At 41.5% G+C, this 25,281-nt stretch carries 24 protein-coding genes, 1 tRNA gene and 1 pseudogene; 9 read left to right on the plus strand and 17 right to left on the minus strand.

Translation table 11 applies throughout. The annotated features are described in order from the left end of the window. Positions 1-43: 43 nt before the first annotated feature. Entirely contained in the window at positions 44-1,000 is a 957-nt protein-coding gene (locus SOI82_RS05850) for a LysR family transcriptional regulator (protein ID WP_320666529.1), read from the plus strand. A gap of 30 nt (positions 1,001-1,030) precedes the next feature. Here SOI82_RS05850 and SOI82_RS05855 read toward each other — a convergent pair whose 3' ends face one another. Beyond that, entirely contained in the window at positions 1,031-1,672 is a 642-nt protein-coding gene (locus SOI82_RS05855; RefSeq protein ID WP_414153489.1) for a DUF3172 domain-containing protein, read from the minus strand. Further along, positions 1,669-2,016, minus strand: a complete 348-nt coding sequence (gene ndhM / locus SOI82_RS05860; RefSeq protein WP_320666530.1) for an NAD(P)H-quinone oxidoreductase subunit M — start codon at positions 2,014-2,016, stop codon at positions 1,669-1,671. The genes SOI82_RS05855 and ndhM overlap by 4 nt, the downstream gene beginning before the upstream one ends. A gap of 106 nt (positions 2,017-2,122) precedes the next feature. Between ndhM and pds the strand changes: the two genes are divergently transcribed. Further along, positions 2,123-3,541 carry a 15-cis-phytoene desaturase gene (gene pds, locus SOI82_RS05865; RefSeq protein ID WP_320666531.1) on the plus strand — a complete coding sequence of 473 codons (1,419 nt, stop codon included), beginning with the start codon at positions 2,123-2,125 and terminating at the stop codon, positions 3,539-3,541. 3 nt (positions 3,542-3,544) lie between these two features. Next, positions 3,545-4,486, plus strand: a complete 942-nt coding sequence (locus SOI82_RS05870; protein WP_320666532.1) for a phytoene synthase — start codon at positions 3,545-3,547, stop codon at positions 4,484-4,486. Positions 4,487-4,539: 53 nt separating this feature from the next. Here the strand turns inward: SOI82_RS05870 and SOI82_RS05875 are convergent, their stop codons facing one another. Next, on the minus strand, positions 4,540-4,971 hold the full coding sequence (locus SOI82_RS05875; RefSeq protein ID WP_320666533.1) for an RNA-binding protein: 432 nt from the start codon (positions 4,969-4,971) through the stop codon (positions 4,540-4,542). Positions 4,972-5,050: 79 nt separating this feature from the next. Beyond that, positions 5,051-6,283: a CCA tRNA nucleotidyltransferase gene (locus SOI82_RS05880; protein ID WP_320666534.1), complete on the minus strand. Its 1,233-nt coding sequence runs from the start codon at positions 6,281-6,283 to the stop codon at positions 5,051-5,053. Here SOI82_RS05880 and SOI82_RS05885 point away from each other — a divergent pair. Together SOI82_RS05885 and tsaB are read left to right on the plus strand one after the other, a co-directional pair. Further along, positions 6,276-6,527 carry a Ycf34 family protein gene (locus tag SOI82_RS05885; RefSeq protein ID WP_320668355.1) on the plus strand — a complete coding sequence of 84 codons (252 nt, stop codon included), beginning with the start codon at positions 6,276-6,278 and terminating at the stop codon, positions 6,525-6,527. The two genes, SOI82_RS05880 and SOI82_RS05885, sit on opposite strands and share 8 nt — an antisense overlap. After that, on the plus strand, positions 6,524-7,198 hold the full coding sequence (tsaB, locus tag SOI82_RS05890) for a tRNA (adenosine(37)-N6)-threonylcarbamoyltransferase complex dimerization subunit type 1 TsaB (protein ID WP_320666535.1): 675 nt from the start codon (positions 6,524-6,526) through the stop codon (positions 7,196-7,198). The genes SOI82_RS05885 and tsaB overlap by 4 nt, the downstream gene beginning before the upstream one ends. 43 nt (positions 7,199-7,241) lie before the next feature. Here tsaB and SOI82_RS05895 read toward each other — a convergent pair whose 3' ends face one another. From SOI82_RS05895 to rpaB, 5 genes are all read right to left on the minus strand, one after another. Further along, complete coding sequence (locus SOI82_RS05895) at positions 7,242-7,910, minus strand: lysophospholipid acyltransferase family protein (protein ID WP_320666536.1); 669 nt, start codon at positions 7,908-7,910, stop codon at positions 7,242-7,244. Between the two features lie 3 nt (positions 7,911-7,913). Continuing rightward, positions 7,914-8,807, minus strand: coding sequence for an ACP S-malonyltransferase (gene fabD, locus SOI82_RS05900; protein ID WP_320666537.1), 894 nt, complete (start codon positions 8,805-8,807; stop codon positions 7,914-7,916). Between the two features lie 27 nt (positions 8,808-8,834). Next, entirely contained in the window at positions 8,835-9,836 is a 1,002-nt protein-coding gene (locus SOI82_RS05905) for a beta-ketoacyl-ACP synthase III (RefSeq protein ID WP_320668356.1), read from the minus strand. Between the two features lie 73 nt (positions 9,837-9,909). Then, the gene (gene plsX / locus SOI82_RS05910; RefSeq protein ID WP_320666538.1) at positions 9,910-11,235 is read right to left on the minus strand and encodes a phosphate acyltransferase PlsX; all 1,326 of its coding nucleotides are present in this window, start codon (positions 11,233-11,235) and stop codon (positions 9,910-9,912) included. Further along, positions 11,216-11,965 (minus strand): response regulator transcription factor RpaB, encoded by a 750-nt coding sequence (gene rpaB, locus SOI82_RS05915; RefSeq protein WP_320666539.1) that lies wholly within the window; start codon positions 11,963-11,965, stop codon positions 11,216-11,218. The genes plsX and rpaB overlap by 20 nt, the downstream gene beginning before the upstream one ends. A 106-nt stretch (positions 11,966-12,071) precedes the next feature. Between rpaB and radA the strand changes: the two genes are divergently transcribed. Further along, positions 12,072-13,469, plus strand: coding sequence for a DNA repair protein RadA (gene radA / locus SOI82_RS05920; RefSeq protein WP_320666540.1), 1,398 nt, complete (start codon positions 12,072-12,074; stop codon positions 13,467-13,469). Between the two features lie 10 nt (positions 13,470-13,479). Here the strand turns inward: radA and SOI82_RS05925 are convergent, their stop codons facing one another. Beyond that, positions 13,480-13,998: a photosystem I assembly protein Ycf3 gene (locus SOI82_RS05925; RefSeq protein WP_320666541.1), complete on the minus strand. Its 519-nt coding sequence runs from the start codon at positions 13,996-13,998 to the stop codon at positions 13,480-13,482. Between the two features lie 137 nt (positions 13,999-14,135). Between SOI82_RS05925 and SOI82_RS05930 the strand changes: the two genes are divergently transcribed. From SOI82_RS05930 to SOI82_RS05940, 3 genes are read left to right on the plus strand one after another with little or no spacing between them, the layout of a single operon-like run. Continuing rightward, a complete protein-coding gene (locus tag SOI82_RS05930; protein ID WP_320666542.1) occupies positions 14,136-16,451 on the plus strand; it encodes a heavy metal translocating P-type ATPase in 2,316 nt (771 codons plus the stop codon). After that, positions 16,448-17,101, plus strand: coding sequence for a dTMP kinase (gene tmk, locus SOI82_RS05935; RefSeq protein WP_320666543.1), 654 nt, complete (start codon positions 16,448-16,450; stop codon positions 17,099-17,101). Before SOI82_RS05930 ends, tmk begins: the two co-directional genes overlap by 4 nt. Continuing rightward, the gene (locus SOI82_RS05940; RefSeq protein ID WP_320666544.1) at positions 17,094-18,074 is read left to right on the plus strand and encodes a DNA polymerase III subunit delta'; all 981 of its coding nucleotides are present in this window, start codon (positions 17,094-17,096) and stop codon (positions 18,072-18,074) included. Before tmk ends, SOI82_RS05940 begins: the two co-directional genes overlap by 8 nt. On the opposite strand, the gene SOI82_RS05945 is transcribed toward SOI82_RS05940, so the two are convergent. The 7 genes and pseudogenes from SOI82_RS05945 to SOI82_RS05975 form a co-directional block, all read right to left on the minus strand. Beyond that, positions 18,071-18,859 (minus strand): response regulator transcription factor, encoded by a 789-nt coding sequence (locus SOI82_RS05945; protein WP_320666545.1) that lies wholly within the window; start codon positions 18,857-18,859, stop codon positions 18,071-18,073. The two genes, SOI82_RS05940 and SOI82_RS05945, sit on opposite strands and share 4 nt — an antisense overlap. A 278-nt stretch (positions 18,860-19,137) precedes the next feature. Beyond that, positions 19,138-19,209: transfer RNA gene (locus SOI82_RS05950), tRNA-Asn, on the minus strand. Between the two features lie 232 nt (positions 19,210-19,441). Beyond that, positions 19,442-19,945 (minus strand): annotated as a pseudogene (locus SOI82_RS05955) (ABC transporter ATP-binding protein); the annotation flags it as partial. Between the two features lie 3 nt (positions 19,946-19,948). Then, complete coding sequence (locus SOI82_RS05960) at positions 19,949-20,212, minus strand: hypothetical protein (protein WP_320666547.1); 264 nt, start codon at positions 20,210-20,212, stop codon at positions 19,949-19,951. A gap of 412 nt (positions 20,213-20,624) precedes the next feature. Then, positions 20,625-22,166, minus strand: a complete 1,542-nt coding sequence (locus SOI82_RS05965; RefSeq protein ID WP_320666548.1) for an ArnT family glycosyltransferase — start codon at positions 22,164-22,166, stop codon at positions 20,625-20,627. A gap of 2 nt (positions 22,167-22,168) precedes the next feature. Beyond that, on the minus strand, positions 22,169-23,266 hold the full coding sequence (locus SOI82_RS05970) for a glycosyltransferase family 2 protein (RefSeq protein ID WP_320668357.1): 1,098 nt from the start codon (positions 23,264-23,266) through the stop codon (positions 22,169-22,171). Between the two features lie 54 nt (positions 23,267-23,320). Next, entirely contained in the window at positions 23,321-24,928 is a 1,608-nt protein-coding gene (locus SOI82_RS05975; protein ID WP_320666549.1) for a 4-amino-4-deoxy-L-arabinose transferase, read from the minus strand. Positions 24,929-25,281 lie beyond the last annotated feature (353 nt).

Consider the following 25,281-nt stretch of genomic DNA (forward strand, 5'->3'; position numbering starts at 1 on the left):
CTTAGAGTTTTTCAATGTCTTTGATGCCGGTCGGCACGTCCAAATGGCCGATCTGCCGTTCACACTCGACCAATTAAGAATTCTCCGCGCAATAGTCAAAGAAGGAAGCTTTAAAAAAGCTGCAGATAGCCTTTATGTAACCCAACCGGCCGTAAGCCTACAAATTCAAAATCTGGAAAAGCAATTAGAAGTATGCCTTTTTGATCGTGGCGGTCGCAAAGCACAATTAACTGAAGCAGGAAAAGTTCTAGTCAATTACTGCGAAAGCATTCTTAACCAATGCCAAGAAGCGTGTCGCGCAATCGAAGATCTTCAACAGCTAAAAGGCGGCTCGTTGGTTATAGGAGCAAGTCAAACCACTGGTACTTATTTAATGCCTCGAATGTTGGGCCTATTTCGACAGAAATACCCTGAAGTAGCTGTGCAATTACAAGTTCATAGCACTAGGCGAACAGGCTGGAGCGTAGCCAATGGTCAAATAGACCTAGCTGTTATTGGAGGTGAGCTGCCCACTGAATTAAATGAACTCCTTGACGTAAAACCTTACGCAACAGATGAACTTGCCCTTGTACTTCCAATGAAACATCCATTAGCAAAATCAAATGAGCTCAATAAGGAAGATCTTTACCGCCTTGATTTTGTAACTCTGGATGCCCAGTCAACAACGAGAAAAGTACTAGACCAGCTATTGGCAAGTGCTGGATTAGATGTACAACGTTTGCGTATTGAAATGGAGCTCAACTCTCTTGAAGCAATAAAAAATGCAGTTCAATCAGGTTTAGGAGCAGCATTACTACCTGTCGTTTCAATAGAAAGAGAAATAGCTGCTGGAACACTTCATAAACCTTTAGTTGTTGATCTTGAGGTGCGCAGAGAACTAAAGTTAATAAGGCATCCAGCCAGATATTGCTCTAGAGCAGCTGATGCATTTCTCAACGAGATTTTACCTCTTTTTTCGACTAAAAGCAATCAAACAAGTGACAAAAAAAATATCAAATAACCATTAACTTCTAGGCTTAGATTTAAATATTTAGAATTGAATAGCTTCTTGGTTTACTCCAACTGCATCGTCCGCATTACCTTTAATGATGAATTTATTTTCACTTATATCAGCCTGATAAACGCATCTCACAACTGGATTATCCCGAATTGAACCTATATAAGCAAATGTATTCATACGTTGCTTACATTCTCTGACATCATCATTAGTAATTGCGCCCTGCTTTTGCAATACTGTCCAGTTCTCTCTTCTAATAACACATCCAGGCTGTAGAGCTGGTTGGGTAACGAAACTAGTAGAGGGATTGAGAGTGGTGTACATTTCGACATCAATAACAAAAGCACTAGCTCCCCACTGTCTACAAAATTCAGGGTCAGGAACCGCCATATCCAGTTGCTGTTGACTAGCAATATTTCCCTGCCCCCCTTGAGTTGTGCTTGTAATTGCACTCCCTATACCAACGCCCACAACCAACACCCCAGCAAGGACAGCAATGGTTCCTGTATTCATTTTGATTCCTCCACCCCCTCCAGGGGGTGGAGAATTAGAGCGAGAACCTCTTGAATAGTCTCCCCGTTGAGAAGGGCCCCTTCCTGGGTATCTAGATTGTCGATCTGATGGACCGCCCAAGCTTCTACGTCCAGGTTGTCGATTGTAAGGAGAACGAGTCACAAAGCCTCAGTAGTGCGTGGAAGTCCCATGGAATAATTCAAAGCTCGGCATTCTGGGTTATAGCTAAGTTCACCAGCTTGAAGTAATTGTCGAATAGTACCTTCGAGCTCAGAACCAATCTTTCGAAGGTTGTAATCAGTCAGCTCCATTCCTGCCTGCAAAGCAATCAATTCACGAAATCGACTTTGAACTTTATCTATAACAGCCTCATTCCAAAGAAATTCATTGTCCGGGTCAAGGTCAAGAGTGAGATGGTCTAGGTCAGGAACCAGAGCATTTTTCTCAACCTTTGCTGTAAATAAACGTACGTGACGTGTTGTACATTTCAGCAAAGTGTCATTCATGACCATTAGCCGTTGCAGCCAAGGGAATTTTCAATAGATTAAAGAACTTTTAGGACAGATGGGTAGGGGCTGATCATTAAAGTTGACTTCCTTACTCCAAAAAAGGATGCGCGTTGCTATCGCAGGAGCAGGTCTAGCGGGCCTCTCATGTGCGAAATACCTCGCTGAGGCAGGCCACACCCCAATCGTTTACGAAGCACGAAATGTACTAGGTGGAAAGATCGCTGCTTGGCAAGACGAAGACGGTGACTGGTATGAAACAGGACTGCACATTTTTTTCGGAGCATATCCAAACATGCTCCAATTATTCCGTGAATTAGATATTGAAGAGCGGCTGCAATGGAAAAGCCATTCAATGATCTTCAACCAGCCAGAAGAACCAGGAACTTATAGCCGTTTTGATTTCCCTGACCTTCCTGCGCCTCTAAATGGTGTAGCAGCAATCCTTAGTAATAATGACATGCTTAGTTGGCCTGAAAAAATCTCTTTCGGAATTGGCTTAATACCAGCAATGCTTAGAGGACAAGATTATGTAGAAGAATGCGATACAAAATCATGGACTGAATGGCTCAAGTCTCAAAACATTCCTGAGCGCGTAAATGATGAAGTTTTTATTGCAATGAGCAAAGCGCTTAATTTTATTAATCCAGACGAAATATCTTCTACTGTTTTGCTCACTGCTTTAAATAGATTTTTACAAGAAAAAAATGGTTCGAAAATGGCTTTTCTTGATGGCGCACCCCCAGAAAGGCTATGCCAACCCATGGTCGATTATATTGAATGCCATGGAGGAGAAGTGCACTTAAATAGTCCTTTAAAAAATATTAATTTAAATGATGATGATAGTGTGAAAAATTTTGAAATTATAGACTCAGAAACTAAAGAGCTCAAAAGGGTTACTGCAGATGCCTATATCAGCGCTTTACCTGTAGATATTTTCAAACTTCTTATACCTCAACCATGGCAAAGCCTTCAAATATTTAAAAATTTAGATGGGCTTCGTGGAGTCCCAGTAATAAATATCCACCTCTGGTTTGATAGAAAATTAACAAATATTGATCACTTACTATTTAGTCGATCATCATTACTAAGTGTTTATGCAGATATGAGTATTACATGCAAAGAGTATGAAGATCCAAATCGATCAATGCTTGAATTAGTATTTGCGCCAGCTAAAGATTGGATTGGAAGAAGTGATGAGGACATCATAAAAGCCACATTGGAAGAACTCAAAAAACTTTTCCCAATGCATTTCAATGGAGAGAATCAAGCGAAGCTTAGGAAATTCAAAGTGGTCAAAACTCCTCTTTCTGTTTATAAAGCTATTCCAGGGTGTCAGAAAATTCGCCCTAGCCAAACAACACCTATAAGCAATTTTTTCTTGACTGGTGACTACACAATGCAGCGTTATTTAGCCTCTATGGAAGGTGCTGTGCTAAGCGGAAAACTCTGCGCTAAAGCTGTAAATGAAAAAGAAGAGCAGATTTCTCAGTCTCAAATCAAAAGTAAGGTCAATCAAGACTGACCCATGACGCTGGGATCATCTAACTCGCCAATAATGGGTACTAAGGCTTCTGAAAGTCTTGAGGTTGCTTATGAAATCTGTCGCAAAGAAACAGCCCAATGGGCTAAAACTTTTTACTTAGGAACTCTTCTACTTCCACCAGTTAAACGCAAAGCAATTTGGGCAATTTACGTTTGGTGCAGAAGAACAGATGAGCTGATGGACAGTCCAGAAGCAATGCAACGTCCAACAAACGAGCTGTCAGAGCGTCTAGATCAATGGGAAGAGAGAACCAAAGCCCTATTTGCTGGGCAAGTAAAAGATGAACTTGATGTAGTGATGGTAGATACATTGAAACGCTTCCCTCAATCCATCAAGCCATACCTAGACATGATTGAAGGGCAGAGAATGGATCTGAATAAAACTCGATATGCAACATTTGAGGAGCTAGAGCTGTACTGCTACAGAGTCGCAGGAACAGTGGGTCTGATGACTCAAGGTGTAATGGGGCTGGATCCTGCATATACCACAGCCCCTTGGAGCGTAGCTCCAGACCCTTCAGAAGCTGCTATTGCTCTTGGTATTGCCAATCAATTAACCAACATCCTTCGAGATGTAGGTGAAGATAGAGGGCGTGGTCGCATTTATCTTCCCCAAGAAGATTTGAAAAGATTTCACTACACAGAATCTGATCTAATGGCTGGGGTTATGAATGATCAATGGAAAGCATTGATGGCCTTTCAATTACAACGAGCTAGAGATTGGTTTGAGAAATCAGAAGCTGGGGTCCGCTGGCTATCTGGAGATGCACGTTGGCCAGTATGGACGTCATTAAGGCTCTATAGAGGCATCCTCAATGCTATTGAAAGACTTGACTATGACGTTTTCAATAATCGAGCTTATGTAACCCGTTTAGCCAAATTTGCTGAACTTCCACTTTCATATTTAATTGCCCAAACACGTTAAGGATTACATGCCAAACAAAAAATACAGCAATTCAATTAATGATTATGGCTCTTTTATACAGGCGTTTTTTGATTAGCAAGAAGTTCTTTTAGTTTAGCCAACTCCCCTGCCCAACGTGGATCAGGTGCTTCTTCATTAGGGGCATCGCTATGAACTACTTTTTTTGTTTGCTTGCGTTTGCTATGGGAATTTCCGTTTGATGAATTTGAGTTCCTACGTCCTCCACCATTATTAGATTCACGTCTTTCAGAACGTTCAACCCGCAAATTATTCCCATTAAATTCACGACCATTCAATTGCTCAATAACAGCATTTGCAAGTTTTTCATCTTCAACATTGGCAAAACCAAATCCCCTACATCCGCCAGACTCTCTATCGAAAACAGGTTTGAAGCGGATCCCTTTACCAATAGCAGCAAAGAGTCCTTCCAACTCTTTGCTATCAAAAGTTTGGGGCAAGTTTCCGATGTAAAGGCGAACGCTCATGAAAAAGAGGGGGGGGAAAGGAATGATCCGGTCAGGATGATGAAAATCTCCACTTGCATGCAGTTAATCACAGCAAGGCCTAATTATGTTGTAACCAGTGACGTGCCTCTTTAAGAGTTTCCTCTAAAGTTTGCAACCTGTCAAATGCTTTTTCATGAGATAGATGGTTCATAAGAGCTCCTAGTTTAGGGCCTTGAGGAAGGTCAAAAATATCTTGAAGAGTATGACCGTCTACGGGAGATGAAGGATGAAAAAGTGGATCTTTAAAATCTCTCCAACGATTAATCCAAACTTCTTGATTCTTAGCTGAAAGCTGAAGAATTAAAGCAGGCAGATCTTCCTCTAAATCTTTATGCAACTGCAAGCGATCCCCTTCATTTAGTGTCTCAAAATCATTGCCATCATTGCACTTTTGCCATTTTCTTAATAGCTTACAGCGTTGTTGTTGTCTTTTGCTAAATCGTAAAGATTCCAACCCAGCATCACTCAATAAATGCGTAAGCCGAACCAAAGGCAAAGCCACAGACAATTCCTTATTTTTGAGAAAATTATGATTATTCCAAGGTAACAATGTGCTGAGATAAGACTCATCTTGATTGCCCCAAAAATCTAGTAAACCTATTTCTTTTGTCAGTTCTATTGCATCATCAGCATGCTCCGCACAAACGATACGCTGCACTTCTGATTGAATTCTTTCAGGAGCAACCTTTAGAAGAAGACCTGCATAAGTGTTTATAAAAGTTCTTGTTTGAGGATCAAGGGAAAGATTTAATTCACCAATAAATCTCATACCCCTTAAAGTCCTCAGAGGGTCTTCAAAAAAATTCTTCTCTCTAACAGCTACAAGCTTTTTCTGATGTAAGTCTTGAATACCTCCCGTTGGGTCAAAAATTTCCGGAGAAGGTCCCAATGTCAACGCTATTGCATTAATCCTGAAGTCTCGCCGCCATAGATCCTCCTCTAAATCGAAACCAATCTGCTTAGCAATATCAATTGTCCAACCTTTAAGTACCACTCTAGCCATATCCCTATCAGCATCCAAAACAACAAAAGTTGCATCTAATTCTTTCGCAAAATCTTGGGAGATTTTTATTGCATTATTTGGAACCACTAAATCCAAATCTGGCTTCTCTTGAAGCCGATTCAACAACCCATCTCTAACTGAACCGCCAACCAAAGCTGTGCCAGCTGGCAGTTGAGCCAATGAAAATGGCCATGTATCAGGTTTAAGCCTGCTCCAAAGCAATTGAGCCAAAAAACTATCATCACCATCCAGAATGGTGGAATCAGCAGAGGTAAAAGAAATGTGCATATGTGTGGACTGCCGGTGGGTTGATCGCTGTAAGGCCTATCACGCAGTAGAGCGACAACATGGTGTAAGCCATCTAACATCCACTCCCGATATAGAGCCTGAAGATCCAGTGATTCATATCAACGTGATGAATGTTCTTAATGATGAGGCTGGTGTCGAATGGGATGTAAGAGCTTGCAAAAGTTTTCTTGAAGACAAAGGGCGTTGGATGAGGTTGTGCCCTGGCAAGGAAATTCCAATATGAAGAAGGAAAATTTAAAGGGAGAAGTTAATGACACTGGCAACTTGCTGCTCGCTTTACATAGCTGCTCAACAAGTCTTGGTATAGCAATCCTGGACTCTCGATCACCAGAAACAAGTTTAAGTAGCAAGATATTTCCACTTGGGCGAAGCCTCTCTAACCAAATCATTAGTTGTATTGAAGAAGTTTTGCCATCTTCTTATTGGTATCAACTGGGTCGTATTTCAGTTGCTGTTGGCCCAGGAGGATTTACAGGGACGCGATTAACTGTTGCAATGGCACGCACGCTTGCACAGCAATTAAATTGTGATCTAGACGGAATCAGTAGCTTTGCACTAATGGCTCCAAGGTTATCGAAAAATTTGAAGCCTAAGGATAGATATGAGCCATTTTGGATTGTCGACAACTTATCAAGAAAAGGTATTGTTGGAGGGAGGTATCAAATAAAAGAAAGTTCACAATCAAATAGTTTTGCAGAAGCATTAGAATTAGAAAAGCCTCAATTATTAGGATCTAAAATCACAGCAAAACCATCAATAAATGCATCAGATGATGTTGCTCAAGATGTAGTCCAACTTCTAAATATTTCTTTATTAGCAAAGCAAATGGGTAAAAAAAACTACTGGGATGAGGTCTTGCCTATCTACCCAACTTCACCAGTTAAAGAGTGCTAGCTAATGAGGAAAGTAAATATTATTAGAATTTATTATTTAACTTCTAAATCCCCTTATCAAGCATCAAATTAATACTTTTTTGAAGTTCTTCAGTAGTCAACTCTAAATCAAATTTACGACGACTAGACGGCGGAGGGATAGGCCGGCCAATGCGCAAATGTATAGGCACTAAACGTGGCCAAAAAGTTCCTGACCCGAAAGCTCTATGACTATTGACTATTGCCACGGGAAGCAAAGGCGACCCGCTACGTGCTGCTAATAAAGCAGCCCCAGCTAAGGGACTATTAACACGCCCATTTCGCTGACGTGTCCCATCAAGGAAAACTCCTATTGCCCAGCCTTCATCTAGTCGAGAGGTAGCAGTTCTAATAGCTTCACGATCACTTGCGCCTCTTTTTACTGGATAGGCAGCACACATTCGAATGATTTGACCCAACAAAGGAATGTTAAAAAGCTCTTCCTTGGCCATAAAAGCTACAGGCCGTCCCAAAGCATGACCTAATAAAGGCGGGTCTAAGTGAGACCCATGGTTTGCCACTACAACTAAAGAGCCCCTTTGAGGAACATTTTTCTTACCATAAACGCGCCCTCTAAATAACAGTCTAAAAGCAGGGAATGCTATGAGATAACTAACTAGAAGATAAATAAAGGTTGGCCTTGGAGTGGGCTGAGCTAAAAGGTCACTCTCAGAAGCAAGCTTTAAATCATTCAAAATTCAATGCCCCAAATCTGTTGCATTTGATACTTGACTAATAGTTATATCTTTTAGCGAACGTTTTGCAAGACCGCTTAATACATTTCCTGGACCTATTTCAACCAAAGTATTTATGCCTTTTTGAGTTAGTTCATTCATAGTCTCTCTCCAACGGACGCCTGAAATCATTTGCTTCTTTAACCTCTCTTTCAAAAGTTTGGGATCACAACTAGGAATGGGATCTGCATTGCTTAATACAGGAATAAGAGCCGTTTTAAAATTCACCTCATCAAGCTCAGCAGCAAATGATTGTGATGCTTCTCCCATATAAGGGGAATGAAAAGCTCCAGACACCTGAAGTGGAATAGCTCTCTTACAGGTCAAAGTATTGCTCACTTCTTGAACCGCCTTAGGTGTTCCAGATAGCACAACTTGAGCAGAACTATTGTCATTAGCAATAACAACTCCTTCCGTAGTACTAACAAGCTCCTCCAACTGTTTCCTGTCAAATCCAATCAATGCTGTCATTGCTCCGCCACCTGCACCTGCCATAAGCTCTGACCGCCGCTTTAACAAACGCAAAGCAGTTTTTGCATCAAATACCTGGGCGGCATAAAGAGCAACAAACTCACCTAGGCTATGGCCCGCAAGTAATGAAGCTGTTCTCCCTTGTCTCAGCAGTTCATCTACTAACAATGACTCGACCACAAATAAAGCTGGCTGTGTATTCCTTGTATCATTCAGGTCAGGAAAATCCTCATTATTTTCACTATCACGGCAAATCTTGAAAAGATCACGACCTAATAACTGAGAGGCAAAATTGAAACGCTCCTCCGCACCTGGCAAAGCAATCACATCCTCTGCCATGCCAAATTTCTGAGAGCCTTGACCTGGAAAAACCCACGCAATCGTCATAAATAATTTTCAACTATTAAATCAAGCCTAGGAGGGACCTTGCCAACGAAATAATGCTGCTCCCCAACTCAACCCAGCTCCAAAACCACTACTTGCTATCAAATTCCCTGGCTTTACCCGCCCATCTCGAACAGCTTCATCCAACATTAAGGGAATAGTTGCTGCAGATGTATTCCCATATTTAGATAGGTTGCTTAACACCTTCTCCTGTGGAATAGAGAATCGGTCAGCAACGGAATCAAGAATGCGCTGATTTGCCTGATGAAGAAGTAACCAGTCCAAAGAGGTCGGAGAAATTTCATTTGCAGTTAATACTTCGTTCAAAATCAGAGGCACTTCTCGAACTGCGAACTTATAAACCTCTTGCCCATTCATTTGTATAGGAGAAAACCCCCCTTTCTGATGTGTAACACCATCGACTAAAAGCAAAGACTCATCGACCTGATTTAAATTCAAGCAATCTCCACGACTACCATCAGATTTAAGCTTAAAGCCAATCAATCCATCATTCTCGAGACTAGTAGCTTCAAGAGCGACAGCTCCCGCACCATCTCCAAAAAGAACACAACTTCTTCGATCATCCCAATCGACCCATCTGCTTAGTTGATCAGCACCTATCACTAATACTCTTCGCATTGCACCACTGCGCAAATATTGAGCAGCGGTTATGAAAGAAAATAAAAAGCCACTACAAGCCGCTGTCAGATCAAAAGCAACTGCTTTTGACGCTCCTAGTTTGGCCTGCACTTTTGGAGCCGTTCCAAACAAATCATCAGGAGTTGAAGTGGCTAATAAAACCAAATCAATACTGCTTGGTTCCCAGCCAGCCATTTCCAATGCTGCAGAGGCAGCCCTTTGACTCAACAGAGCTAGCGTTTCTTCAGACCCACAAACACGTCTTTCAAAAATCCCTGTCCGACTGCGAATCCATGAATCATTTGTCTCGACCCTTAGGCCAAGCTGATCGTTGGTAATCCGCTGGCTAGGAGTGGCACTCCCACTTCCTACCAAAGCTATTCCTACTTCCATTGGGGGCGAATCTGCCAAAAGCTATTAAATGTCAAGTTGAGTCAGTCAATCACAGCCCATAACTATCCATAGTTCAAACATTAGAAAAAGAAGGTTTTTGAAGCTGAGCCAAATCATCCATCACTCCATGATTGGCGGCAGAATGAGCAAGACGAAGTGCGCTCACAACTGAGAGAGCCTTACTGCTCCCATGACCAATGACACAAATACCATTCACTCCAAGCAAAAGTGCTCCACCATGTTCAGCGTGATCCAAACGTTTCTTAATCCTTTTTAGATTTGTGCGTAGGAATGCTGATCCAACCTTGCCACGTCTTCCTCTTGGTAATTCAGCACGAAGAACACCCAACAAAACACTACCTACAGACTCGAGGAATTTAAGTAATACATTCCCTGTAAATCCATCACAAACAACAACATCAAACTCCCCTGAAAGGACATCTCTACCTTCACAATTGCCCGCAAAGTAAAAACGTTCTTCTTGGTTTAACAATTCATACGTCTGAAGAGCAAGGTCATTACCTTTACAAGATTCCTCCCCAATATTTAACAAGCCGATGCGGGGTTTACTTACTTGCAGAACATCCCTCGAATAAATATTCCCAAGCAATGCAAATTGATGCAAATAAGTTGGTTTGCAGTCCATATTTGCTCCAACATCAAGCACTAATACTGGTTGACCAGGATCTTTTGTAGGGAAAAGTGCCCCTATCGCAGGGCGATCTATGCCTTGTAAACGACCTAAGCGAAAAATCGCCGAAGCCATTAAGGCTCCAGAATTTCCAGCGGAATAAACAGCCAAAGCCTCTCCCTTTTTCACAAGATCCATTGCAACGTTGATACTTGCATCACGCTTTCGTCTCACAGCAGTGGCTTCTTCGTGCATTTGAACTGACGGGCCGCTTCCTATGACTTCCAAATGACCTGCTTGTATTGCAGCCTCAAAAACATCATTAAGCTCCATTTCCTTAGCAGCCGTAATAATCCTTTCAGATTCACCCACAAACTTGATTCGAATCGGGAGTCGCTGCAATGCCTGAAGACAACCATCAAGTATTTGACCAGGGGCGTTATCACCCCCCATGCCATCAACGGCTATCCAAAGCCGTTCAGAGTTGTCGATGGTCGATTTACCTAAAGCACTATCTCCACCCTGTAATCGTCGCAGCGGATCAAAAACAAGTGGTTGCAACACATTGCCGGCCATAGAGCCTGCACTAGTAACTACTGAACCTGCAACATTTCCAGCTGCCGAAGCAGAATTTGCTGCAGTATCAACAATTGTTGTTACTGCAGCATTCCTGCGATACCAAATCACCAAACGCCTAATGGCCCTTGGACGATTGGTCTTGATCCTCAGCCCAAAGGCGGAGGATATTTCAGAGTCCTTCTGAACCAATGGAATCAACTATGCGCTGGAACAAATAGCCCGTGCCCCTTGCGGTAAGAATGAGCTCAGGGTTTGCAGGGTCGTCTTCCAGTTTGGAACGCAACCTTGAAATATGCACATCCACCACCCTTGTATCTACATGACGCTCTGGGGTATAGCCCCAAACTTCCTTAAGTATTTCTCCTCGACTGAAGGGCTCTCCTGATCTGCTAACTAGTAACTCCAACAAACTGAACTCCATCCCAGTCAAGCGAATACGCTCATCTCCACGAAAAACCTTGCGCTTATTGGTATCAATACGCAAATTTGTCACTTGAATAACTCCAGAATTAGGTATTCCAGCAATGTGATCTTTCTCCACACGACGAAGAACACACCGAATACGAGCTTCTAATTCCTTAGGGCTAAATGGCTTTACTACATAATCATCAGCACCTAATTCGAGCCCAGTAATTCGGTCTGCAACATCTCCCAGCGCAGTAAGCATCACAATGGGTACATCAGACTCCTTGCGCAATTCCTGGCAAACACCATACCCATCAAGCTTCGGCATCATCACATCAAGAACTACTAAATCAGGTTCAGAATTCCTGAAAAGCGCAAGTGCTTCATTCCCATCACAAGCAGTGACCACTTGGTACCCGATCATTGATAAGCGGGTTTCAAGTATCCGTCGAATGCTGGCCTCATCGTCAGCCACGAGGATGGTTTCCTTAGATGCTGAACTGTTGCCCGTCATGTCTTCTATGGCTGTGGCGGCAAAAGCGGCTCAATCTTAGATAACCCTCTAGAAGGCCCCAAAAAGGTCATCCTTATTCAAGCAAAGCCAACCCTACTTACTTTAAGTGTCTCGCCTTGCATCCATCTATATCTGTCAAAGCTGTGGAGCCCAAACTCGACAGTTCTTTGGTCGATGTTCCAATTGCGGAGATTGGAATTCAATAGTTGAACAAGCTGTCTCTTCGGTTAACAGTAAGAGCAATCAAAGAAAGCCTCATTCTTTCAAAGACCCACGGCCACAACTATCTGAACCAATTGGTGCCCTTAAAGAAAAAGCATTAGATCGCCTCACGAGTGGATATGGCGAATTCGATCGTGTCCTTGGTGGAGGCTTAGTCCCTGGCTCACTTGTCCTTGTGGGAGGTGATCCTGGTATCGGTAAGAGCACACTTCTTTTACAGAGCGCAACAACCATGGCGCTTCAGCAATCAGTTCTGTATGTGAGTGCCGAAGAGTCAGCACAACAAGTGCGATTGCGCTGGAAGCGACTGCAAGGGCCTGAATCCAATCTTCAATTACTTGCAGAAACAAGCTTGGAACTAGTTCTTCAGGAACTTGAGGCCCTTCAGCCAGCAGTAGCCATCATCGACAGTATTCAAGCCTTACATGATGAACATCTCTCTGGAGCACCAGGCTCCGTTGGGCAAGTTAGGGAGTGTTCATCTGCATTACAGCGATTAGCAAAACAACAAAACACTTCCTTATTGCTCGTTGGACATGTAACGAAAGAAGGAATGCTTGCTGGCCCAAAAGTTCTGGAACATTTGGTTGACGTGGTGCTGACTTTTGAAGGAGATAGATACGCAAGCCACAGATTGTTACGAGCTGTAAAGAATCGTTACGGAGCAACTCATGAGCTTGGAATTTTCGAAATGCAGGGCAATGGACTAATCGAAGTAACAAATCCCAGTGAAATATTTCTCAACAGAAAATCCGCAGCTGGAGTTGCCACCATTGTGGCTTGTGAAGGGAATAGATCACTAGCTGTCGATCTGCAAGCCCTAATAAGTGCAACTACTTATGCCAGCCCAAGAAGAACTGCAACAGGAGTGGAAACAAACAGACTTCATCAGATCTTGGCAGTACTTGAAAAACATATGGGTTTAGCTTTATCTCGACATGACTGCTATCTCGCAGTGGCAGGAGGGTTAGAAGTCGAAGAACCTGCCGCAGATCTTGGAATCGCAACAGCAGTTATATCTAGCTACAGAGATCTGATCCTGCCGGAGGGCACTGTTCTGATTGGTGAACTCGGATTAGGAGGTCAATTACGTCCAGTTGGACAAATTCAACAAAGACTTCAAGAAGCAGAACGTCTTGGTTTCCAAAGAGCTGTTTTCCCAAAAGGGAGTGGGTTGGAGCAAATGCAAACTGAAGTCAAATTGCAGTGTTTTGAAGCATCAAATATCAGTGAGGCACTAGTAATGGCGTTAGGTGTAGATCTAGAGAATGATCAAAATTGAGAACATGGAATTAAATAATGTCAATTTTGCTTCGACCAGTTGTTTTAAGCCAGTTTTCAATTTCTAAATAACCACCCGGATAAAGCCTCACTGCCTTAGTCCAAACTTCTGCAGCCTGGTCGAACCATCTATCTGATTCATCCTGATTACCAGCTTCTTGCTCCTGACGGCCTCGTTTTTCATAAATAAGACCCATATTCTTCAAACAAGAAGGTTGCTTAGGGTTTTCATCTAGAGCTTTCTTATACGTCTCCAAAGCTAGATCCTCATCTCCATTACTCATATAAATAATTGCCATGTTTTTGAGCGTCTCGCTTCTATCAGCTGGATTCTCCTCAAGCCTCAGACTTTCTTCATAATTCTCCAGAGCTTCTGAATAATCCCCATCATTCTGGGCTGATAAGCCATCTCGGTAATAGACATAGGCTTTCTTTTGTTGAGAATCGATCGGCATCATTTTGACAATCATCTCTGCCATCACTGTGAAGGCCTTATCGATTGGATTGTCTTGTTCTCGACTACGAGGCATGACCGCGGTAAATCAACAATTTGTTTAACCATCCTGCCGCTATTCAAAGCTGGTTGGTTAAGCAGGCTTAGTTTTTTGATGAGGAGATGTATATATATCTCTCGATTCACTAATTTGTAAAAGCATCTCACCAAGCCTTGAGCATTAAAAATCGCTCTAATCAAAATTCCCTGCTACTAGATGTAGAAGGCATGAAATGCGGTGGCTGCGTCAGCTCCGTAGAACGATGTCTTCTTTCACATCCGAGCATTGCAAAAGCGAGTGTGAATTTGGTTAATCGAACCGCTTGGATTGATCTCAAAGATGCTGGACAAGAACTTGATCCCATCCTGAAATCTCTTTCTGATCTTGGTTTTCCCTCTAAGCCAAGATCAGTGTCACCTTTAGCAATACCTGATCCATCAGAACTTAGTGCAATTGATAAATGGTGGAGTCAATGGCGCCAACTGATCGTAGCGATGTTTTTGCTACTGCTTTCAGTTCTTGGGCACCTTGCAGATGGAGGCCAACTCCATCTACCAATATTGGGCTCACTACCCTTTCATGCAAGTCTTGCAACATTTGCACTAATAGGTCCAGGACGACAAATTATTAAAGGAGGGGCGAAGGCAGCAATGGCTTTAGCTCCAAGTATGGATACGTTGGTTGGCCTAGGAGTAAGCAGCGCATACTTCGCGAGCCTTGTTGCATTGATCTGGCCAAATGTTGGTTGGCCATGCTTTTTCAACGAACCAGTAATGCTTCTTGGTTTTGTTCTGTTAGGAAGGTTTTTAGAAGAGAGAGCCCGTTTTAGAACAAACCTTGCAATCAAACAATTAGCCAAACTTCAACCAGAAACAGCAAGACTTATTGTTGGAAAAGACGAAACCCGTGAAGTCAGAGTTGGTGCATTAAGACCTGGAGAGAAACTGCAATTACTGGCAGGGGATCGAATACCAGTGGATGGAATTGTTATTGAAGGTAATTCCGCCGTAGATATTTCAAGCCTCACTGGTGAGCCATTGCCATTAGAAGCATCTAAAGGAACAGAACTTCTCTCTGGAAGCTTGAATCTAGAGGGCAACCTAATAGTGGAAGTACAGCGAATAGGGGCTGAAACAGCCTTGGCTCGCATTATTGGTTTAGTAGAAGAAGCACAAGCCAGAAAAGCACCTATTCAAGGTTTAGCTGATCGTGTGGCAGGCAAGTTTTGCTATGGAGTTGTAGGCCTAGCAGCCACAACATTTCTTTTCTGGTGGCAAGTTGGCGCACGTATATGGCCAAAAGTTCTTTATGCGTCAGGGCAAGGTTTTTTACCTGGGCATGAGCATGGACTCCATTCAACCCTAGGAAGTAATGCAGAAAGCCCATTAGGTTTGGCGCTGCAATTAGCAATAGCTGTTCTCGTTATCGCTTGCCCTTGCGCACTAGGCCTAGCCACTCCAACAGTAATAACAGTGGCCTCGGGACAAGCAGCCCGTCGTGGATGGCTCTTTCGAGGAGGAGATGTAATTGAAATGGCCGCATCTCTTAATCAGATTGTATTCGACAAAACAGGCACTCTCACCATTGGAAGGCCATTAGTGAAGGGCTTTGTTAACTCAAAGAATCAAAGTCAAATGTTGCAACTTGCTGCCAGTCTGGAAGAAAGTAGTCGACATCCTCTTGCGCATGCAATCCTTCAAGAAGCACAAAGACAAAATATAAAGCTGCTGAGTTCACGCAATATTCGTACTTTTCCAGGTAAAGGATTATCAGGAGAGTTACATGGCATTGATGGCACTATTCGTCTTGGAACACTCGAATGGCTAGAAAGTGAAGGAGTTAAATGGGATTTTGATATTAAGGGAAAAAATATTAAAGAAGAAACAGTTGTAGCTGTTTCTCAAGGGACAAAACTATTGGGTCTAATACTTATTAATGATCAAGTTAGAAAAAATGTAGATGTTGCACTTAATCGCCTTAGAAACAATGGATTGATCTTGCACATGATGAGTGGTGATAGAAAAGAGGCAGTGCAAAAACTTGGTGAACAACTCTCTTTTCATTCAAATCAACTTTCTTGGAAACTTCTACCAGATCAAAAACTAAATAAACTGGAGGAGCTTAAAACAAATGGTTCCATTGCAATGGTTGGTGATGGAATCAATGATGCCCCTGCACTGGCAGCCTCTGATCTAGGGATTGCCATAGGAACTGGGACACAAATAGCCCAAGAGTCTGCTGACCTACTTTTATTAGGAGATCGTCTTGAAGATTTACCCGATGCTCTCTTATTAGCCAGAAAAACAATGAATAAAATCAAGCAAAATCTTAGCTGGGCTTTTGGTTATAACTTAATCGCTTTGCCAATTGCTGCTGGAGTATTGCTCCCTAAGTATGGATTATTACTATCTCCTCCAATTGCAGCACTTTTAATGGCTATTAGTTCAATCACAGTAGTTCTAAATGCTTTATCATTACGTACATCATGAAGGGCCGTTTTCTCGTTTTTGAGGGAATAGATGGTTGTGGAAAAAGCACACAAATAAATCAACTTATCAACTGGCTTCCAACTAGTGGCTTAATGCCTCAAAATTCTGTCCTACACGTCACACGTGAGCCAGGAGGAACTGCTCTTGGAAATGCACTAAGGGAATTACTACTTCACCCACCAAAAGAAATTTTACCTGGTTCGTTATCAGAATTATTATTATATTCAGCAGATCGTGCACAACATGTTTTAGAAGTAATTACCCCAGCTCTAGAAAATGGAGATTGGATCATTAGTGACCGTTTTAGTGGCTCTACCATCGCCTACCAAGGTTATGGAAGAGAGCTAAATCTTGATTTAATACTTCAGCTCGAAAAAATCGCCACACAAGGTTTAGTTCCTGACATAACTTTTTGGCTCGATTTATCAGTTGAAGAAAGTCTGGATAGACGAAAAAATACCAATCATGATCGAATTGAATCAGAAGGTGCAACTTTCTTAGGCAGAGTGGCTAATGGTTTTGATGTCCTAGCCAAAGAGCGCAATTGGACAAGGGTCCCAGCCAACCTTCCCAAAGAGGTAGTTGCTAAAAAAATCAAAGAATCATTATCTATAAAGATCACTGGGAAAAGGATTAGTTCAAATGGTTAAAGAACTATCCCAACAACTTTTTGATGATGTCATAAATCAAAATACAGCTGTTTCATTATTAAGTGTTGCTCTAAAAAAAAATCAGATTGCTCCAGCATATTTATTTAGCGGGCCTAGCGGCGTAGGACGAAGTCTTACAGCACGTCGTTTTCTAGAGGGGCTAATTACAGGAGGTATTCCTGAAATACGCGAGAGAAGGCGTGTGGAAGCATTAAATCATCCTGATCTCATTTGGATTGAGCCTACTTATCTCCATCAAGGCAAATTAATACCACAATCTAATGCCAGCAATGAGACAATTAGCCGACGCAACCCACCTCAAATAAGGTTAGAGCAAATAAAAGCAATAAAGGCCTTTCTTAGCAAGAAACCCTTAGAAGCAGATTTAGGCATGGTTGTAATTGATGCATTCGAAATGATGAACGAATCTGCATCAAATGCACTGCTAAAAACTCTTGAAGAGCCTAGAAACGGAACATTAATCTTAATCACAGAAAAACCCGAAAGTATACTTGATACAATTAGATCACGGTGTCAGATAATACCATTTAACAGATTAAATAAAGAAGCTATTGAGAAAGTTTTGTCCAAAATTAAATCGATGAAAATGCCTGATATTGAGTATGCACTTCAACAGAAAGAATTAATTAATCTTTCCAATGGTTCACCAGGAGCATTAATAAAGAACATAGAAATTTGGCAAGAATTCCCTCAAGAACTTTGGGATTCCCTAAAAACCCTCCCTCAACAACCAATAGAAGCATTATCACTAGCCAGGGATATAACCGACCAACTGGATATTCAGCAACAACTCTGGTTAATTAATTGGCTGCAATATTATCTTTGGCGTCAAAATAATGATGCGATACCTATCAGGAAACTAGAGATTCTTCGCTCACAACTTAATTCTTTTGTTCAACCACGATTAGCATGGGAAGTTACGCTGCTAAGAATAATTCAAGCAATTACTTAAGCGCTAGCTCGCTCTTCTTCCTCTTGACGTTCTTTACGAGTTTTCGCTAATAAATCTTGTATGTCTTTAATCTCTGCTCCTGTAGGTAATTCAAGGCAATATCCAGCACCGTAAACGGTTTTAATAAAGCGTGGCTTACGAGGGTCAGGCTCTAATTTGGTACGCAAATGCCTTACATGTACTCTTATGGTTTCAATATCATCATCAGGTTCATATCCCCAAACTTCTTTCAGTATTAAAGACGGTGCAACTGTCTGTCCATGTCGCTGAAGCAAGCAATGAAGTAATTCAAACTCAAGATGAGTCAACCTCACGGGACGCTCAAACCAAATTGCTTCAAACCTTTCTGGAACAAGGGTTAATGGACCATAATTAAGTATCTCCTGATGGGTACTACTTCCTATAGGTGCTCTATCTGTTCTGCGTAAAAGTGCTTTGATTCTGACTTGTAATTCTTCTAAATCAAAAGGCTTTGTTAAATAATCATCAGCTCCAGAATTAAATCCACTGACCTTATCTTTCGTGCCGCCCAAGGCAGTCAACATAAGAATTGGAATACCAGAAGTTCTTTCGTCTCTCCTCAAACGCTGACAAAGCGTAAGGCCATCTACTTTAGGGAGCATCAAATCAAGAACGATCAAGTCAGGTGAATACTGAAGCGCAAGAGCCTGACCTTTAATTCCATCTGCTGCACTCTGAACATCAAAACCACTGTGTACTAAATGACCTGTCACAAGATCACGCATGTCTTGGTCGTCTTCGATCAGCAAGATGCAAGGCTTCATTAGATCGGAGTCTGGGCTGAATGAGTAACAAGCAAAATGCTGTTACTTGTACTTTTACAGATTCTCTCAAGGTGTGTGTTGCCATGCAGAATTGACTTCGAGCTCACGATGTCTAGAAAATCGAGTGCAAGTCTTTCACTGACAAGGTTTTTGTCTTATCAACAACAACAGCTCATACGCTCTCTCTTTAGAAAGTCTTCCAAATCTGTCCATGGTCTGTTGTGGATTTGCTGAACTTAAAAACAAAACCACAGTTTTTAAACTGTGGTTTTGTAAAACTCCCCGGGCGGGATTCGAACCTGCGACCAATCGATTAACAGTCGACCGCTCTACCGCTGAGCTACCGAGGATGGAACGGGTTGAACCTAGCCCTCATACCCTCCGCCCTGCAAGTGGCTTTAAACGTTGAATTAGTAAATGACCAGAAAGCCAAGGTCCCACTTGGCCTTTCTCCATCCTTGCTGCACCATCACAATACGCGAGCTCCTCAAGGCGGTGGGTGATCCAAAGAGCTGTAAGTGGATTCTTCCTTCGTTTGCACAGCTTGCTGACGGTTCTTAAAACAGATTTTTGACTATCAGGATCCAATAATGCTGTTGGTTCATCCAATAAAAGTAAATTTGCATCACTCGCGAGTGCACCTGCTAACGCTAAGCGTTGTTTCTGCCCCCCACTAAGAGTATGAATAGGTCGCGATTCCATATCTGCCAAGTCAACCTGCTCCAAAACATCCTGGATAAGTTCATGTCTTTGCAAAAGCGTTAATTCTCTTGGAAGGCTAAGGGAAAGGTCACTACCACAACTTGGCATAAGCAACTGGTGATCTGGGTTCTGAAACATCAATAATGGCTTTAAGTTGCAATAAATTTCTCCAGATTTCGGTTGCAGCATTCCGCTAATTAATCGAAACAAAGTGCTTTTTCCACTGCCATTAGAACCAACGATCATCCACAACCCTGGACCAGGTATAGATAAGGTGCACTTATCTAAGATATCGGTTCCGTTAGGCCATGAAAAGCAAACTTTGTTAAGGCATAGAGAAGAAGGGCCATCGCTAAATAATTGATAAAGCTTTGATCCTTCCATTAATTAAGCCTCAAATGAGAAACCAGGTCTCTTCGTACCACCGGTAGCTGCGGTCTTCTCATAAATTTGCACTGCCAACACCTCCTGAACTAAAAAGGTCACCTTCTTGTCTTCGACTTTTTCGCAAGTTAATTCAAGAGTTCTGGGCTGACCTTGTTCAATGCACTGGCAAACTTTCCTATATAGGGCTTGTGCATCTCCTAGCTTTTTACGCTGTACTGACAACGGCAAAGGACTGAATTTCAATGCCAGTTCGATTACGTACACAAAAAGTTCTGAAAGCACTTAATCATTCTTACCAATTACTAGCCCTCTTTGCCCCTTTACATCTATTTGCCCATAACTATCAAGAACACTAATTTTCCGTTAGGATTTTTTTGCTTTGGCAATAGCGATGTGACTCTGTTAATTGCTTAACAGTGGTCGAACGCTTCGTGAGTTGTCTTTATTCCCCAAAGGAGGAGGTGTCAATGATTGAGAGCTGTATGAACCAGGGTCTGCTGATCGCGGAGAACGCCGACTGATTTCGGCACCTGTTCCTTGATCAAACGGTTCCGTGACATAGCGAACCCGGCAAGAGCCCCTGATCTTTTTCAAGGTCAGGGGCATTGTTTTATAAAACAATCTCCATTTCTAAAAGTTAAGATGCAAAGATTTATTTTTAGCTATTAAATAAGTCCTAGTTGATCAACTTCTTCAATGGTATGAAGTATGTATAGTTAGGGGGATTTGGACAACCAGACAATTCCTTATTACAATTAAACTTTTCAATAAGATGATTTCCTTCTGACTCCTCTAATTTGATATATGTTTCTTGCCATTTTAAACTGCCAACAATATATTCTGCCCCTTGATTATACCAATAATTCAGATTATCTTTGTTGACTTTTTTTGCCGAGGTTAACCATCCTTGACGCCTTGCTAAATTTAGCAAAGTAGGGTCAAGTCCTGTCACCGATACTATGCGAGATTGAGGCTGTACCTCCTCTCGAATATTGTTAGCTAATGGCATCCAGATTGCAGCCTGACTTCTTTCAACTAAATAATAGTCAAAAGAAAGTACTACTAAGCTAATGGCAGTTATCAATGCAAGAACTAATTGCAAAAATACCTTAGAGAGTCTTCTGTAACTCAACAAACTCTCAAAACAGATCCAACCGCGTCCCATCAAAGGGCAAAGAAAAAGTTGTAGTGGTAATTGATAATATTCATGCACTGAGCTTGATCTCATTGCAAAAACTGTACAAATAAACATCCCAACTATTCCTGCCTGCAAAGTTTGCCCTTTTGCTTCTTGTCTACAGCTCATAAAGCCAAAAACAACCAAAGGCAAACCAAAAATAGATAGATTTCTCAAAGTTATTCTTAACAAGAGATTAGACCAAACCTGAATATCAAATAACATAGTTAGGCTGAATCTATCAGTATCTTTACCCCATAGAAAAAAGCTAAAGCCGCTTGTGGAGCCAAGTCCATATGAATATCTAAACCAAATCAAGCAAATCACAATTGCACTTAACCCAAAACACCATACATAAGGTGAACTCAACAATAGATAAAAACGTCTATAGACTTCTATTTTTGGTCTTTTATGATTCTTGTCCAAACCATACAAGTGCAGTGCAAGTAATGGTAATCCGAGCCAAAAAATAGGTAGTAGTTTAATCAAGCAAGCCAGGCAAAATGCAAGCCAGCTAAGAAGTAGAGATAAGAATTTCGATTCACTTTTCCAATCTAATAAGCGATCAATACTTATAGCAGCCAAAAGAATAAGTAATGACTCTGCTTGAAAGGTTCTTCCATAGTAAATATTCAATGGCAATATCGCAAAAAATAAGCCGCCCCACCATCCACTCTGTGGATCAAATATACGTGTACCAATACGAATTACTAAAAAGATTGTCAGAATGCTGAAGAAAATTGAAAGACCTCTCCCAATCCATTCATGCAAACCAAAAAGTTTATAAAGTTGACCTACTAAATACGGATAAAGTGGAAATTCACAGTCGACATAACCTGCACTAGCACCAGCCCAATCAATCTGAGGAAGCCATATAGGTGTTCCCTCTAAAGCAAAATGCCTGGCCATCGCGGCTGTATCTGCTTGCCGCCAACTATGAATACCTACTATGGGTGCTTGAACATTAATTAATCTAAATAAGAGTCCTATTAGTATTGGGAACCAATATAAATAATTAACTGTAGAGTCTGTTTTCTTCACAATCAATGTGTATGCCAAACAAAACGAGAAGAAGCGACATAATTCCAAATAAAAACTACAAAAATCCCTGCCATTTGTGCCAATAGAGTGTCTCTAGCTATCACATTATAAAATGCTGTTGCTAATCCAATGTTTGCCATTACTGGTAAAGAGGCTACCAACAGAAACTTCAACAAGCCTCTTAGCAGAGATAACCCACCAAGTCGCTTATCTCTAAAAGTTAATGAATTATTAATAAGGTAATTAGATGTAGCGGCAAGCAATACTGAAATAGGCAAAGCCTCCTCAAAATTAAACTGAAATGCCTGCAAAAGTAACTGAGTAGAAACCAATTGAATAGCTACACCTGTAGTTCCCACAATTGCAAAACTTATTGCACGTCTAGGTAATAATCGAAATGTAGAAGTATGTAGGAAAGAAATTAAAAAATCCCATAGAATTGACAAATCAAGTTTAGATTTTCCATACAAGCGTGGTTGGAAAGTAAGTGCTACCTCTTCGACATTTAATTGTCCTTGGCTAACTGAAAGTAACTCATAGAAAAACTTAAAGCCATTAACATCAACATTATAAATAAAAGGTAGGCATGCCTTTAAATCGATAGCAAGGCAACCGCTCATATAATCCGTTAAGTGACTATATGCACCTGGCAAACTTAAGCCTGCTAAGCGATTAGCAAAAGAAGATCCCCCTGTTCTTCTTTGACTTAGTCCTCGAATTTTTGCCTGGTCCAAGAATCGACTTCCAGCAACTAAGTCAAGGTTCTCATCCTTCAGTTTGCGAACAGCTTTAAGAACATCCTCAGGCCTATGTTGTCCATCGGCATCCATAACAACAGCAAAGTCGCCTGTTGCATTTAAAAGTCCTTCTTTAATTGCACTAGCTAATCCCGCCCTACCTACTCGCCTAATTAAGCGTATTCGAGAGTCTCGCTGAGCAAAATTCTTGACGAGCGAATGAGTACCGTCTGTGGAGTCATCATCGACTATCAAAACTTCCAACTCATCTGATTGGTCCAGCGAAAGTAATGATTGAAGCAGAGGGCGAATATTTTCGCGCTCATTAAATGTTGGTAAAACTATTGAAAGGCGTTCTTGCATCTGTTTCATTGATGAAAGGCTCTCACAGATAAGGTCCTTAGGGCTTAGGAATGATCACTTGACCTTGCAAGACATTAGAGCCCATTCATCTCTTTCTTGAATGAGACGACAATCTTTATCAGAATTCTCAGCCATGAAATTAGAAGGGTTTCTTGACAAAATCCAACCTGAATTTGGGAAAGCTTTAACACCACTAATTACTTGGTCTGTATACCAATTCAAACTGGGGCGTTCATGGTTCCCTTCAATAAATACTGGAAAGGCTTTTTCTGTTGTAATCATTTCTGCAACTGGTTTAACTGGCCAACTTTCATTCAGTTCCCATAACCAAAAGCCTGATTCCATGAGGATTAATAAAGAAATAAAGCTCCCTAGAAAAACTGCAATACCTCCACATAACCGTTGCTCCTTTAATGAACGTGTCAACAGCCATCCCCCTAAAAACCAACCAATTCCTGCAGAAAGAGAAATGCCACTATAAATACGAAAATTAGCTAAAAAACCTAAAGTACTTCCAAAAGCAAAAATAATAAGCCCACTTCCAATGATCATCAACAAATAAGGTACACGAGACAAAAGAGCTTTTGAAGGTTCATTTTGATACCTATCGCGGCTAATAAGCCATGCAAATGGAACTCCACAAATCAAAGAGAAAGGTAGCCAGAGTGGATGGCTATACCAGGGAAGTTGGGTTTTTAAAGGTAAAATTGTAAAGGCCAAAGCTAATTGTGTGGCAAGCACCCATTGCCCCCATCGAGTATTACGTTCTTGCAAGGCCCAGAAGAAACCAATAGGCCACAAAAGTAACCATGGCCACCCTCCCTCAAATATCTCTATCACTGGTACTAGAAAGCCCAGATCACTTCCTTCTCCAGTAGAGAAAAGAACTCTTGCAGCACCATCCCCACCCCAAAGCCAAAGTGCATCAGAGCCTCTTTGAAGTCCATGCCATATATGCCAACCGATCCCAGGGGAAAGCCCTATAGCAAAAAAAATCGATAAAGAAGCAAACGAAAAACCCTTTATCTTTTTGCCTAAAAAAATTGGTATGAGTGCTGCTACTAGTGCCGGTATCAAAAAGGGAGCTTTCAACAAAAGCAAAAAACTACTTACGAGGCCTGCAAAAAATGCACGTATTTTGTCTAAATAGCTTTTATCAAAAGACACCAAAATCAACCACAACAAAGCCATTGCACTTAATTGTGATCCATCAAGCATGGCCAATCTGCCATGCCTAGCTATAGGCAATATTGTCAAGAGAATAGCTGCGGTTGCAAGACTAGTAGTCGTTTCTCTTGGTCTTAAAGACCACTGAATAAGACCTCCTAAGGGCACTACCAATGTGGAAAGTAAGGCTGGTGCAAAGCGAACTACAAAGTCGGATGGGAATTGCTCAAATTGGAAAAAGACATTTCGACTGAGCTTGATTACTGCTGCAATAAGCAAATGAAGACCAGGAGGTTTATTTATATAATCAGCACCCCACAACGTTGGAAGCAACTGCTCCATCCCTTCTTTATTACTGATCTCCAAAGCCACCCTCGCCACTGTTGCTTCATCAAAGTCCCTCAAAGGAAGATCACCTAAACCCACTAAAGCCAAACAACAGGCAAACAGCCAAATTACAAACAACCCCACGTAAGGGGCTTTAGAAATAGACAAGAGATCCTTATTCAAGAGAAAAGTCCATACATTTTCTTTGCTTCCAAACTTCTAAAATAAACCTTATTTAATAAAGCGCATTACTGACTTTTAACTTGATACAGCTCATCCAAGGCTTGCAAATGAAGCTCGAAAGCAAAAAAATGATTCCTTATAAAGCTAATAGATATCGAAAAAAGAATTTAGCAAAAAACTTATTTTGTTAGTCCCGCTACCAATTTGAAAGGACAAAGCCATTACCTTATAAATCCAATTTCTTAATCGGTCATTAGTTTATCTGTCACATTGCTAGGTATCAAATGATCATTTTTGATTAAAAATTGGATACGCTTTTTAGCGTTTTCTTGCGTGAG

It is taken from the genome of Prochlorococcus sp. MIT 1307 (assembly GCF_034092395.1).
Taxonomy (GTDB): domain Bacteria; phylum Cyanobacteriota; class Cyanobacteriia; order PCC-6307; family Cyanobiaceae; genus AG-363-K07.